This is a genomic window from Paenibacillus sp. FSL K6-1330 (assembly GCF_037976825.1).
Lineage (GTDB): Bacteria > Bacillota > Bacilli > Paenibacillales > Paenibacillaceae > Paenibacillus_AQ.
Genome location: NZ_CP150269.1, coordinates 2,522,398 through 2,535,270, shown reverse-complemented (window position 1 = coordinate 2,535,270; position 12,873 = coordinate 2,522,398). Strand labels below are relative to the sequence as shown.

At 50.1% G+C, this 12,873-nt stretch carries 17 protein-coding genes; 1 reads left to right on the top strand and 16 read right to left on the bottom strand.

Going from position 1 to position 12,873, the window contains the following annotated elements; genetic code table 11:
• Positions 1 to 150 precede the first annotated feature (150 nt).
• The 7 genes from NYE54_RS11410 to rpmG form a co-directional block, all read right to left on the bottom strand.
• Positions 151 to 1,125 (bottom strand): Gfo/Idh/MocA family oxidoreductase, encoded by a 975-nt coding sequence (locus NYE54_RS11410; RefSeq protein ID WP_339272030.1) that lies wholly within the window; start codon positions 1,123 to 1,125, stop codon positions 151 to 153.
• A gap of 24 nt (positions 1,126 to 1,149) precedes the next feature.
• Positions 1,150 to 1,308, bottom strand: coding sequence for a hypothetical protein (locus NYE54_RS11405; protein ID WP_339272029.1), 159 nt, complete (start codon positions 1,306 to 1,308; stop codon positions 1,150 to 1,152).
• A 39-nt stretch (positions 1,309 to 1,347) separates the two neighbouring features.
• Positions 1,348 to 1,536, bottom strand: coding sequence for a hypothetical protein (locus tag NYE54_RS11400; RefSeq protein ID WP_076321309.1), 189 nt, complete (start codon positions 1,534 to 1,536; stop codon positions 1,348 to 1,350).
• Positions 1,537 to 1,726: 190 nt separating this feature from the next.
• Complete coding sequence (locus tag NYE54_RS11395) at positions 1,727 to 2,629, bottom strand: alpha/beta hydrolase (RefSeq protein ID WP_339272028.1); 903 nt, start codon at positions 2,627 to 2,629, stop codon at positions 1,727 to 1,729.
• A gap of 210 nt (positions 2,630 to 2,839) precedes the next feature.
• Positions 2,840 to 3,448, bottom strand: a complete 609-nt coding sequence (locus NYE54_RS11390; protein ID WP_339272027.1) for a DUF1349 domain-containing protein — start codon at positions 3,446 to 3,448, stop codon at positions 2,840 to 2,842.
• Positions 3,449 to 3,553: 105 nt separating this feature from the next.
• The gene (locus NYE54_RS11385; protein WP_215163992.1) at positions 3,554 to 4,027 is read right to left on the bottom strand and encodes a hypothetical protein; all 474 of its coding nucleotides are present in this window, start codon (positions 4,025 to 4,027) and stop codon (positions 3,554 to 3,556) included.
• A 112-nt stretch (positions 4,028 to 4,139) separates the two neighbouring features.
• Positions 4,140 to 4,289: a 50S ribosomal protein L33 gene (gene rpmG, locus NYE54_RS11380; RefSeq protein ID WP_076320761.1), complete on the bottom strand. Its 150-nt coding sequence runs from the start codon at positions 4,287 to 4,289 to the stop codon at positions 4,140 to 4,142.
• A gap of 306 nt (positions 4,290 to 4,595) precedes the next feature.
• On the opposite strand from rpmG, the gene NYE54_RS11375 reads away from it, so the two are divergent.
• Positions 4,596 to 6,032: a PLP-dependent aminotransferase family protein gene (locus NYE54_RS11375; protein ID WP_083659541.1), complete on the top strand. Its 1,437-nt coding sequence runs from the start codon at positions 4,596 to 4,598 to the stop codon at positions 6,030 to 6,032.
• A gap of 101 nt (positions 6,033 to 6,133) precedes the next feature.
• On the opposite strand, the gene NYE54_RS11370 is transcribed toward NYE54_RS11375, so the two are convergent.
• From NYE54_RS11370 to cyoA, 9 genes are all read right to left on the bottom strand, one after another.
• Positions 6,134 to 6,655 (bottom strand): redoxin domain-containing protein, encoded by a 522-nt coding sequence (locus tag NYE54_RS11370; RefSeq protein ID WP_339272026.1) that lies wholly within the window; start codon positions 6,653 to 6,655, stop codon positions 6,134 to 6,136.
• Positions 6,656 to 6,681: 26 nt separating this feature from the next.
• Positions 6,682 to 7,257: an SCO family protein gene (locus NYE54_RS11365; protein WP_339272025.1), complete on the bottom strand. Its 576-nt coding sequence runs from the start codon at positions 7,255 to 7,257 to the stop codon at positions 6,682 to 6,684.
• Entirely contained in the window at positions 7,254 to 7,619 is a 366-nt protein-coding gene (locus NYE54_RS11360; RefSeq protein WP_076320757.1) for a cytochrome c, read from the bottom strand. The genes NYE54_RS11365 and NYE54_RS11360 overlap by 4 nt, the downstream gene beginning before the upstream one ends.
• Before the next feature lie 37 nt (positions 7,620 to 7,656).
• Positions 7,657 to 8,058 (bottom strand): FixH family protein, encoded by a 402-nt coding sequence (locus NYE54_RS11355; protein ID WP_339272024.1) that lies wholly within the window; start codon positions 8,056 to 8,058, stop codon positions 7,657 to 7,659.
• A gap of 31 nt (positions 8,059 to 8,089) precedes the next feature.
• Positions 8,090 to 8,962, bottom strand: coding sequence for a heme o synthase (cyoE, locus tag NYE54_RS11350; RefSeq protein ID WP_339272023.1), 873 nt, complete (start codon positions 8,960 to 8,962; stop codon positions 8,090 to 8,092).
• On the bottom strand, positions 8,959 to 9,282 hold the full coding sequence (gene cyoD / locus NYE54_RS11345; protein ID WP_098742852.1) for a cytochrome o ubiquinol oxidase subunit IV: 324 nt from the start codon (positions 9,280 to 9,282) through the stop codon (positions 8,959 to 8,961). Before cyoD ends, cyoE begins: the two co-directional genes overlap by 4 nt.
• Position 9,283: 1 nt before the next feature.
• The gene (gene cyoC, locus NYE54_RS11340; protein WP_256720416.1) at positions 9,284 to 9,838 is read right to left on the bottom strand and encodes a cytochrome o ubiquinol oxidase subunit III; all 555 of its coding nucleotides are present in this window, start codon (positions 9,836 to 9,838) and stop codon (positions 9,284 to 9,286) included.
• Between the two features lie 71 nt (positions 9,839 to 9,909).
• Positions 9,910 to 11,883, bottom strand: a complete 1,974-nt coding sequence (locus tag NYE54_RS11335; RefSeq protein ID WP_339272022.1) for a cbb3-type cytochrome c oxidase subunit I — start codon at positions 11,881 to 11,883, stop codon at positions 9,910 to 9,912.
• A 14-nt stretch (positions 11,884 to 11,897) separates the two neighbouring features.
• Positions 11,898 to 12,818, bottom strand: a complete 921-nt coding sequence (cyoA, locus tag NYE54_RS11330) for a ubiquinol oxidase subunit II (RefSeq protein ID WP_339272021.1) — start codon at positions 12,816 to 12,818, stop codon at positions 11,898 to 11,900.
• Positions 12,819 to 12,873: the final 55 nt, after the last annotated feature.

Here is a 12,873-nt window from a genome sequence, read left to right as displayed (position 1 = left end):
TGTTGATGGATTGTCGCCCGGACTGCCCCATCGAAAGGAGCGAGTCGTGCACGGAGCGTTTTTTGAACGAAAAAAGGGATGCCCCATAAGACCTGCAGATCTCGTGGGACATCCCTAAGGCAATCATTATGAATCTGAACGGTTAGTCGATCATTCCCCTACCTTTACCGGTACTCCCGTTTCAGCCGACCGCAAAGCCGCATAGGTAACTTCCATGGTTTTGACGGCATCCTCATAAGTCGATAAGATTCCGGAAGCATCGCCTGTGCGCAGCGCATGGATAAAGGCTTCATTCTCTCGAAGATAAGGATTAGCTGCATTGCGGATTTCCGTCATTCTTCCTTTTTCCTTGACGATGAGTTTATCAGGTTGAATGTCAATGACTCCCTGCTCCGTATAGATAGCCAAGCCTACCTTATCCGATTCCGGCAGCATGCAGGTATTGGAGATCGTTGCCACGGCCCCGCTCCTTAATTTCAGCGTCGCGGTACCCACGTCGTGTACCGTTACCCCCTCATGAATGTCCTTCATAGCTCTATGGGCGAACGCCGCATACACTTCATCCACTTCACCAAGCAGGCAGCGAAGCAGGTCAACCATATGAGTGGTTTGCTCGATAAATTGCCCCCCGGAGCCTTCATGTTGTCTCCACCAATACACCTGCGGCATGTCTCCCATCCAGTAGCCAAGAGCCATCCCGATCTTCCGGCTTTCCAGCATCTCGGCAGCCTTCATGGCTGCATCCGTATAACGAAAATGATACCCGGCGGACGTCATTAATCCGGCCTTCTTCACCCCATGCAGAATCTGTCTTGGCGTAGCCAGGTTTGTCCCTAGCGGCTTCTCAACCAGAAAAGGAATGCCCCTCTGCACGAGCTGGGATTCGATCTCTCCATGCGCAAACGGCGGAACGCAGATATAAACCGCATCGGGCTTGGTTTCATCCAGCATCTGCTCAGTGTTGCTATACGCCTTCGCCGAGGCATAGCCCTGCGCCGCTCGTGCCGCCTTCTCCTGACTTGTCCCGACAAAAGCAGCAACTTGTACTCCGTCCATGTTGGATAATATATCTGCATGTACTTTGCTAAACCAGCCTGTGCCTATGATTCCAATTCGCAATGCCATGTAATCCTAAGACCTCCCCTTCGATTAGAGACGCTGTGGTTTTCTTCTCAGCCATTGATATACAAATCCTGCAGCGAACACAACCAGCATCAGGACGTAAGCGATGATGACGATCTCCGTGGAGCTGATGTCTCCAGAATACATCAAATGGACCTGGGTTCCAATGATAATCATGAATAACAAAAGGCCGCTCCCCGATCGTTCAGGAAACAGCCTTTATAGTTATCTCAAAATCATCCATATCACAATAAACGCAATTAACGAAACAAAATAAATGATGAGCAGCTTCGTGAGATTGGTTTTTGTTTTCCGCTCATAGTTCGGGTTTGCCTTCTTATTCTCCTGAGATAATCCGACAAGAAGCGTGGAAACTCCACCAATTAATGCCAGCGCGATGACGATAATATACATAACCAACCACAAACAACCCCATTCGATTATTCATTATATACACTCTATTATAGAACCTGAGGCATCAGGATCAACAGTAATCATCATTCATTTGTCATTTCCGCCTCATTATAATGAACAATCGGCTAATGCACACCATCCAATTGCGCGACAGTTGTAACCATCCAATTGGCTGGTCTGTCACCCTCCATTATGGCTTTCCACCACCGTACGCCACCCATTGATGCAGCCGCTCCAGTGCCTCTACGGCTTCAGGCATCGGAAACAGAGGCCACACATGCATCATGTTCTCGTATTCCCAGTACTCGGAATCAACACCTTCTCGGACCAGTTTATCGCGCAGCAGACGAGCGTCCGGCAGCAGAGAATCATCGGTTCCGACGAGAATGACCGTGCGGGAAAGGCTTCCCATCTCGCCAAACAACGGACTGACCGCCGGGTCGTCCATAGAAAGACTTCCTGCATACATCCTTCCAACCTCACCGAGCCCGGCCGGCTGCAGAAAGACGTCATGCTCCGGTATACCGAGCGCAGCAATCTGGGGATTGTCCGTAGCTGCATCCACCCATGGCGAGAGCAGGATTAACCCTTTTGGTGCAAGCGGCGTTTCTTTTACTGATTGGGCCATATCGAGAGCCAGCGCACTACCGGCCGAATCGCCCATTAGAAATACCGCACTCCCCGCCTCGGCGCAGATGTACTTGTAAAATTCGCGCATTAGCCCTGTCAGCTTCTTTGCATCAATAGCCGGGACGGTAGGGTAATTGGGTATAATTACGGTGAATCCGGTTCGCTTCGTCCACTGTTTGGCAAAAGCGAAATGGGGCGGTAGAATCTCTTCGATATAAGCTCCACCGTGTAAATAAACGACAGTCCCCTGTTCCAATGCACCATGCGATATATAATAATTCATACTCAAGCCGGATCCACTTTCAAAACAGCGGGTTTCAAATCCCTCCTGTTCCTCTGGAAGTGCAGGATATGGAGGCAGCGTTTCGATATATTGCCGAATCGTTCCGGCATTTTCCCATTTATGATTGAATCCCTCTGCGGTCAGCAGTTCCTTTATAGCAAAACTTTCTTTGCTCGGCATATAGTTTTATCCCCTTTGCTGGACGTTATCAATATATGGCAGATTAGTGTGTATCCAGCCTCAATATACCACCACAATCCGCATGGCCGCTGTGGCAATTGATACAGAACGGTCTGCATATAAAAAGAGACCTCACCGATCACGAAATGATGGGTGAAGTCTCTTTACCTCTATAGCTGTTGGTTAAACTCAGGAGTCCTGGCCCTACCTCTACTCTTCCACCTGCGGATCAACATGAATGTCGCTGTCCGGCAGTGTGCTCACCCAACGTGTGAAGGTCACGATGAGACCGGAGCGGGTAGGCGAACAGACAAAAGGCCCGGCCTGACTTGCTGTTCGGGCGGGAAAGGGCGCCACGCGAACGGTGCGCCAAGGATGCTTCCCGGTTCTCGCCCTAATGATGACCGCATCATTCAGCCTGGAGGCACGGATCGTGACACGCTCGCCAACCCACTCCGGCACGGGTGCGAGTGACCAATCCGAATATTCATGGGTGACCACCGTGGCCAGCTGGGGGATTCCGTCATTGATTTCAATCCCAGCTTTGATCCACTGTCCCGGAGCGTTCATTAGCATAAGCCCGGCCTGATCATATAGCTCCGTAAAGGCATCCAATTCAAAGGTGACCTCTATGGCCGTATCCTTATCCCACGCCGCAAGCAGTGAATGACCGCTGTCACGTTGAAACTCATACAGGGTTTTCTCCCAATAATCACTGCCTTCTCTGGACTCAACCTTCAGATGCAACCCTTCCTCTGCCACCGATACCGGTTCGGTTGTCCATTGACCTGAATTCCAAGCAATTCTCCGTTTCGTCATTCGATCACAACTCCTTATTTCCCCTAATAGGGTTGTTCGAAGCTAAGCTGCTCAAGGGACTCTGAGCCGGCAAAGCAATGTTATTTTATGTAAAAGCCCCATTTTCTACTGGACTAAATCTCTCAGTAACTGATCCGCACTGTGCTGGAGAAGTATACAAAAGGAACGGTTATGTCCGATAAAGAACGATGAAACGTCATAGCGGTGACGGGCAGGCTCATAGGTAATCAGCGCTCGATGCTTCATGTTACCCTTCAAAATGTTAGCGAACTGCTCCGCAGGACCGCTCGAGAAAAAAGTTAGGTAGGCGTACAGGGAATGATCAACGGGTTCATCAAGCGGGCTTACACCCGCGCAGGAAAACTCGGTCTCCAATCCCGCCTGCTGCAGCCGGATCAATATCAGGTATAACTGCTCATCGACAGGGGTATTGCCGAATACACGCGTCCGTTTGGGCTGTTTGCGCACCTTAGGTCTGTTGATCCACTCATTTAGCTCCTGCCTTCTTCGTCTCCACTGTTCCGGGGTATGTGTGCTTAGGAGCAGCTCACCGCTGGAATCATGTCGTTCCTGGTTCATCCCATCCATCCCCCTCATTTACATGGCTGCACTTCTGCTACTTTTAGTGTAATCCCATTTCACCTGAAGTCAAATAAGCCGGATGATAGATCCGGCTTACGGTCCGTATTCACTATCGGGTTTCCCGATGAAGCGTTACCCGCTTCAACCGTGGACAATATTTGCGCAATTCCATTCGCTCCGGGTGATTCCTTTTATTTTTGGTCGTTGTATAGTTACGGTCGCCGGTTTCCATGCATGCCAATGTTACCGTCACTCGCATAGTCAGCACCTCCTATTCTTGTGTTTGTTTAATCGTAACAATTACGATTATTCAAACCATACTTTATTCCTCTTTTTAAATTTTGTCAAGAAACCGAAAGCGCAAGCGAATTACTGCCACATCCCAGTAAGAGGGATTACGTTGACCCATCCAATTTACAATCAGATACACCATCCATGTTCAACGGATTGCAGGATATTTGTCATCGTAATGATGAAATTATGAAAACCCTTCATTTATACATAATGATATGATTAACATTACAGACAGAAACAGACTGAATATGTTTATGAAAGGATGAGGAAGGTGTGGAAGCCGGATCGCAACAGCACACAACCTCTATATCAGCAAATTGCTGATGATCTGGAGCAGAGAATATCGTATGGAGAATTTCCACCAGGCAGCTTACTCCCCTCCGAGCGAAAACTGGCGGAGCAAATCGGAGTTAATCGAAGCACCGTGGTCCTGGCTTACTCGGAGCTTCGGGCGCTTGGAATCATAGAGAGCCGTTCCGGGAGCGGTACGCGGGTCAGCAGTTCCAAGTGGGGCGCCACGCCAAAACATACGCCGAACTGGCGCCGTTACGCTGAGGGAGGAAATTTCCTGCCTAATCCCCCTTTTCTCCGCCGGATTCGGGAGGCGTTGGCGCATGATCCTTCTTTGATTGATTTTGCCAGCGGGGAGCTCGCCGGGGATTTGGCGCCGATCCAAGAAATGAATACGTTGATGAGTCAGAAACCCAATATGTCCTATTTCGGTTATGACAATCCACAAGGATATGGTCCACTCAGACAAGCATTGGTTACGTATCTCAAAAAATATCGCGGGATTCATACCACCGAATCGTCCATCCTGATCACGTCGGGATCCCAGCAATCGCTGTATCTCATTACACAGTGCTTGCTGTCACCTGGTGACGCGGTTGCCATCGAAGATCCATCCTATTGTTATTCACTGCCGATGTTTCAATCCGCAGGTCTGCGATTGTTCAGGCTCCCGGTCGATGAACGAGGGGTACAACCGGAAGACATCCGCTCCCTGTACAAGAAACACCGGATCAAGATGATTTTCATTAATCCGAATTTTCAGAACCCGACAGGCACCGTTATGGATCATGAGAGAAGGGCCCAACTGCTGGATACGGCAAGTGAGCTCGGGCTTCCGATCGTGGAGGATGACCCCTTCAGTTTAACGGCCTATCAATGTTCTCCGCCTGCCCCTTTGAAATCCGTGGATTCTGTCGGGTCGGTGGTGTACATCGGGTCTTTCTCGAAAATAGCCGCATCCGGTCTCCGGGTAGGCTGGATGGTCGCCCCTAATTCGGTGGTGGAGCGGCTTGCGGACGCCAGGCAGCAGATGGATTTCGGGTTAAGCGTAGTGCCCCAAAGCTTGGCGGGACAGTTCCTCAATTCTTCCCATTTTGCTCCGCACCTGGACAGGCTGAGAGCAAGCCTGCTATACAAGCGGGATTTACTGATCGAGGCCCTTCAGAAGGAACTGCAAGGCCTGGTGCATTTCCATGTGCCCGAGGGCGGCCTGCATCTCTGGTGCAAAATCGTCCCGGACGTGAATGACAGCAAGCTGCTGGAAAGCTCCATTCAAAAAGGTGTGATTTTTGCACCGGGCAGCGTATACGGTTCAGCTTCAGGTTATGTGAGATTCACTTATGCTCGTGCCAGGGCTGAGGATATCCCATCTGGAATATCCAGGTTCGCTGAAGCTCTGCACGCCACGATCCAATAGGGCAATACAACAGGAACAGGGACAGCCCCCTTCTCCGGAATCACGAAAAAGGTTAGCTTACCGGAAGCTAACCTTTTTTTCATAACCCGACAAATCCCATCCTATCGAATCCTGTCCATCATTTCTCTGATAAATTCAAGGCTTGGCAGCTCACCAGTTACGCGATCCACGATATTGCCTTGGTCATCGATCAGCACGGTTACCGGCAGGCCGCTTATGCCGTATTTCCCTTTGATTTTATTTTGTTGGTCCAACACGATCGGTATATCCAGTTGATGCTTCCGAACGAACGCCTCTGCTTTCTCGCGGCTTTCGCCTATATTAACGGCAATTATTTCAACACCTGGCTCCTGTGCATACGCTTCGTTCAGAATCGGCATTTCGTTCACGCAGGGACCGCACCAGGACGCCCAGAAGTTCAGTAGCACGGCCTGCCCTTTATAATCGGAGAGCCGGACCGGCTCACCCTGAAGATTCACCGCTTCAAAGCCAGGCGCGGCATGCCCAATCTCTGCAATCTGGCCATCCTTCATCATGGATTGAAAGAGTGCATATGCAGCGGCTGCCAGAAGAATTGCCAGAATCAGCCCTCGGACCCATGTTGAACGAGCGATAAGGTTCATCTCACTCCACCTCACGATATTCGCCGCTACTTCAGCAGCGATTTGACGTCCTTCAGGATCTTGTCATATGGAGGATCTGTGTTACCATCATACTTCGCAACGACCGTACCTGATGGATCAACCAAGTAGAAGGACGTCCCATGGATGACCTGATCCGCTGCAGTATCCATGGCGATAGGCGCTTTGAAGGATTGCAGCACAAACGTTTTAATTTCTTCAAACGAATAGCCTGTTAACGCATGCCAGTTCGTGAAATTCGCATCGAATTTACTCAGATAGCTCTTCAGTGCTGCAGGGTCATCCCGCTCGGGATCCACCGAAAAAGATACCAGCGTGGCTTCAAGCCCCGCGTTATCCAGCCGCTGCTGCAGCTCGGCCATATTAGCGGTCATGGTCGGACATACCGTAATGCACCGCGTGAACACAAAGTCTGCGATCCATACCTTGCCTTCCAGATCGGCTAAAGAAATCGGCTCTTCATCTTGGTTGATATATTCAAAAGGCTGGATCGGAATGCTCAGCTGACTTGGTTTAGAGTTGCCGCATGCGGCTGCCACCAACGTGAACACCATGATTACGCCTATAAACACAATCTTTTTCATGTATCTCCCTCCTGTTCCTCCTTCATGTTCGAAAGCCACATCGCAATGGACTTGATCTCGCTCTCCTCCAGAATCTTTTTATATGATGGCATGCCTTGATAACCCTCCATTACAATGTCCGCGATTTGATCCTCAGATAGCCTCGTCCCGACATCCTTCAGACTTGGGCCAACCCTTCCGCTTAAGTCGACGGCATGGCATGACAGGCACTGGCTCTTGTACAGCGCAACCGCCTCTTCATCCTCCGTTGTGGTGATGCTGGCACGAAGCACCGAATCATCCTCGGTCCGTTCGCTGCATGCAGACAACGTCAGCATAGCCAGCATAACAACAATCCATATATATTCTCGGATCAATTCCATCTGCCACCCTTCCTACCGGATCATGGCAACCTTAAGTTCACTTTTTCCCCGGATTTCCTACAACGATCTCTTTCTTCGGCATCACATGCATGCCTCTTGCCGTAACATGCGCAGTCACTTCATAGGTCCCTTCCGCTTCAAATGTCTTATCGATCCGGTAACTGCCGTTTTCAGCATGGTTAGTGTCAATCAAATCATGTTCGTCCTGACCGACCAGCCGGAATTCAAAACTCACCTCTTGCGCATCTGCTACAGGTTCTTCACCTTGCGTCACTCGCGCCTCAAAGGGAACCGATTGCAAGGTCTCCACCGGGCCGGTCGGTAAAATCAGATCAACCTGAATCAATGCTTCAACCTCTGGATCGGACGCAGGAGCCGGAGAACACGATACTAACAGAAGTACACACGCCAAAAGGACAAATAACCCTAATCTCCTCATAAGCCTCACCTCGTTTTTGCAATGCTTTTCATTAAATCGCAGGCGTGTCCAGAATCATAACAATGAACACAATCATCAAATAATTCACGGAAATCAGAAAATTGGTCCTGGCCCAGCGTTCATCCAGTGAAACGATCATTCCGCGCAGCGTATGCCATAGCCATATAACGCCACCGATCACAGACACTATCAGGAATACGGGACCGGAAAAACCGGTAACGTACAGCAAAATGACGGTTGGGAGCAGCAGCGTTACATAAGGAATCATCTGCAGCTTGGTGCGCCTGACCCCTTTTCGTACAGGAAGTAAGGGAAAACCAGCCGCTCTGTACTCCTCCACCCGCCGGATGGCCAGCGACCAAAAATGCGCGGGCTGCCACAAAAACAGCAAGCAGAATAACAAAACAGCTCCGATATCTACCGTTCCCGTACTGGCACAGTATCCGATAACCGGCGGAACCGCTCCCGACACGCCGCCGACAGCGGTACTCCAGGTTGACTTCCGTTTAAGCCACATCGTGTATATGACAATATAAAAGAACATCCCCAGCAAACCGAGCCAACCTGCAATCCGGTTCACGTTTAAGAACAGGATCCATTCTCCTAAGATACCAAGGACCAGAGCACACCATAAGGCATGGGTTAACTGAATCCGCCCCGTGGCAAGAGGCCTGCTGTTCGTTCGAACCATTTTGCGGTCCAATTTATGATCCCAAATATTATTGAAGATACAGGAAGATGCCATCGTTAGCGTTGTACCAAGCAGCATCCAGCATAACAAGCCCCAGTCTATGACCCATTTAGAAGCCAGCCAGTAGCCTCCGAATGCTGCAACCAGATTTAGCTGGATAATGCGCGGTTTGACGAGCTGTATCCAATCTCCCAGTACGGTGCGTCTCCTCATACAGCCACCATGTTGTACAGCATGATCCACATGGACCCTGCTACGATGACCAGCAAAATGACCAGGCCCAGAACCAGCGAGATCAGGTTGTACCTCGGCTTATTCTCTTCACGTAAGTGCATGAAGAATAAGAGCTGAACCATGAGCTGCAGCACGGCCGCAATCATCAACACAACGGTGTTCCAGGTTCCATCCAACCAGTCATTCATGACAATTATGATAGGAATAAGTGTCAGAATGATCGAGCAGATGAATCCGATGGTATACGATTTGAAAGAACCGTGCCCTTCCGGGGCTTGATGCGTATTGGACGGCACCATATTAACTCACCCCCATTAAGTACACGACTGTAAATACAAAGATCCATACCACATCGAGAAAATGCCAGAACAAGCTGATCACATTGACCTTCCGTTTGGTCACGGGGGTAATTCCCCGCTTGGCGATCTGAAGGATCAGGGCGATCATCCAGACCAGTCCGAACAATACGTGCAATCCATGCGTGCCCACCAACGTGAAGAAGGCGGATAAAAATGCGCTGGTTCCTATCGTCGCGCCTTCATGTACCAGATGATTGAATTCAGCAATCTCCATCCCGATAAATATGGCACCCAGCCCGGCTGTAATCGCCAGCCAGGATATGAGGCCTTTAACGTTATGCTTGTGCATCGACAGCAGCGCAAGGCCGCAAGTATAACTGCTCGCAAGCAATATGAACGTACTGGCTATAATTCCGCCCATCTGAAACAGGTCTGCAGGTCCCGGACCTCCGTCCGTGTTGCGTTGCAGAACAATGTAGGTGGCAAACAACGTGCCGAATATAATAACGTCGGTCATGAGATAAATCCAGAAGCCGAACGTTCGTACTTCCTCCATATCCGGATGACCCTGATGTTCTTCCTGCAAGTGTGCTTGAGTTATGGGTTCTGATATTTGGGACTCAGCCATTAGATATTCACCTTCCTTATGGCAGCTTCAGTTCGCTCGATTTCGTCAACCGGAATATAATAATCCGTGTCATAATTAAAGGAATGATATAGTAAACAGCCTACCACGCCTGCCAATCCGGTATAGATAAATCCGGTCCAATCGAATATGAAGCCAAACCCTGCTATAAACCAGAAAGCCGACATGACAATCGGAACACCGGAATTTCTAGGCATATGAATCGGTTCCAGGTGCTGCTTCTTGGTCCGATGTTCTTCTGACGCTTGTTTCTGCTCCCACCATTCGTCTTGACGGGAGACGTTCGGCAATACGGCAAAGTTGTAGACCGGTGCCGGCGAAGGAATGGACCACTCGAGCGTACGGCCATTCCACGGATCCCCCGTGACATCCCGGTTCTTTGCCTGGTGCTTAAACCCATCCACGATCTGCCAAACCTGAAACAGAAAGGCAATCGCCATGAGCACAGCACCGATCGTGGACACCAGATTCAGCTCCCACCAATCTTTGTCCCAGCTATACGAAACGACCCGGCGGGTCATTCCCATCAGACCGAGCACATATTGCGGCATGAAGCAGCAATAGAAACCGATGTTCCAGAACCAGAATGCCCACTTCCCGATGCGTTCGTTCAGCTTGAAGCCAAACATTTTCGGCCACCAATAGTACAGCCCGGCAAAGTAACCGAATACGACGCCCCCTATGATCACCTGATGGAAATGCGCGACCAGGAAGTAACTGTTATGGAACTGAAAATCCGCCGGAGCGACGGATAACAGAACCCCCGTCAACCCCCCTATGATAAAACATGGAATGAATCCAATCGTCCATAACATCGGCGTTTCGAATGTAATTTTTCCACGGAACATGGTGAACAGCCAGTTGAACACTTTCACGCCAGTTGGGATTGCGATCAGCATGGTTGTTAAAGCAAAGAAAGCATTGACGTCCGCCCCCGACCCCATCGTAAAGAAATGGTGGGCCCATACCAGAAAGGACAGGACGCTGATGATCATCATCGCCCACACCATGGACTTGTAGCCAAACAGCTTTTTCTTCGAGAACGTGGAGACGATCTCTGAAAATATGCCGAAAGCCGGCAGGACAATGATATACACCTCAGGATGTCCCCACATCCAGATCAGGTTGATATACATCATCGGGTTCCCCCCACCGTCAAGCGTGAAGAAATGCGCCCCGGCATAACGATCCAGGAAAAGCAGTGCCAGCGTTGCCGTCAAAATCGGAAACGAGAATATAATGGCGATGCAGCTGGATAGGACCGACCAGGAAAACATCGGCATTTTCATAAGTTTCATGCCCGGCGCCCGCATTTTCAGAATCGTCACCAGGAAATTAACCCCGGTCATCAAGCTGCCGAGCCCCGAGATTTGGATTCCCCATATATAAAAGTCCTGCCCTACACCCGGATTGTACATGGAGCCCGAATAGGGCGGATACGCCAGCCACCCGGCGTCGGGCGAGCCACCAATGACAAACGACAGGTTAAACAGCATCGCCCCTGAGAAGAACAGCCAGAAGCTGAGCGAATTCAGAAACGGATAGGCTACATCTCTAGCTCCGAGCTGCAGCGGCACCATGATGTTAAACAAACCGAACATGAACGGCATGGCCATGAACAGAATCATGATGACCCCATGCGTGGTGAAGATCTGGTTATAATGATCCGGCGGCAAAAAATCAAGCTCCGGCATAGCCAGCTGCGCCCTCATGAGAAGCGCGTCTACTCCGCCCCGAAACAGCATCAGGAACGCGGACAAAATGTACATAATGCCGATTTTTTTATGATCGACAGTGGTCAGCCAATCCCGCCATAACCACTTCCACTTTTTGAAGTACGTCAAGCCGCTTACAATGGCAATCAACGTTAGAACGATGGTGACATCCGCGCCATAAATTAACGGATCGCCCGTCACGAAAAATCCGGAAGCAAATTCTTTTATCTTTTCCCACATTAGAAGCTCTCTCCTTACCTAGTCACCTGGTCCTTGAAATTGAAGTTTTGCGTGTTTTTCCATGACAAACCATGGTTGTGGGAAGCGGCATATTTTGTCACCGTCATCTCGAACAACCCTTCCGGAAAAGCGGAATACGTATGAACCTCGGATGCGGACGGCTCCCTCAGCTGTTTATATCCCTCCAATGTCAGCTTGGGCGACTCTGCCTTCACTTCCTCCACCCATGCGTCAAACTCCTCCTTGGACGTCGCTTCCACGTCAAAATACATTTTTGCAAAATCCGTACCCGTAAAGTTCGCGCCGGACCCCCAATAATCCCCAGCCTCATCGGCTTGCAAATACAGTGTCATCGCCATCCCCGACATAGCGTACATCTGGCCGCCAAGCTGCGGAATCCAGAACGAGTTCATTGGCGAATCGGCCGTAATTTCGAAGCGGACAGGCACATCCTCCGGAATCTTCAATTCATTGACCGAGGCTATGCCCTGTTCGGGATACTGAAACAGCCATTTCCAGTTCAAGGAGGTTACCTGTACGGTCAGCGCTTTCTCACTGGAGGCAATGGGCTTCGACGGTTCCAGTGCATACGTTGCTTTGACCGTGATAATTGCCAGCGTCAATATGATCAAGATGGGAATTCCCCACCAAATCAGTTCCAGCTTCGTGCTATGCTCCCACTCCGGGGTATACGCTGCTTTTCTTCCTTTTTTGTCCCGATACCGCCACACGATGATAGCTGTCAGTATCAACACCGGAACGATGACAATGCTGCACAGCAAGGTCGAGATGATCATTAAATCACGCTGCTGCTCGGCAATGGGTCCTTTCGGATTCAAAATAATGATGTTCTCGCTGCATCCGGTCATGGCCAGCAGCATGATGGTCAGCAGAACCGCTAACCCCATGATTCGAAGTGTTTTGGGTCGTTTCATTACATTCAGCTCCAATCTGCTCACTTGTCCTGACTTACTTTAGTTGACAAGGCAG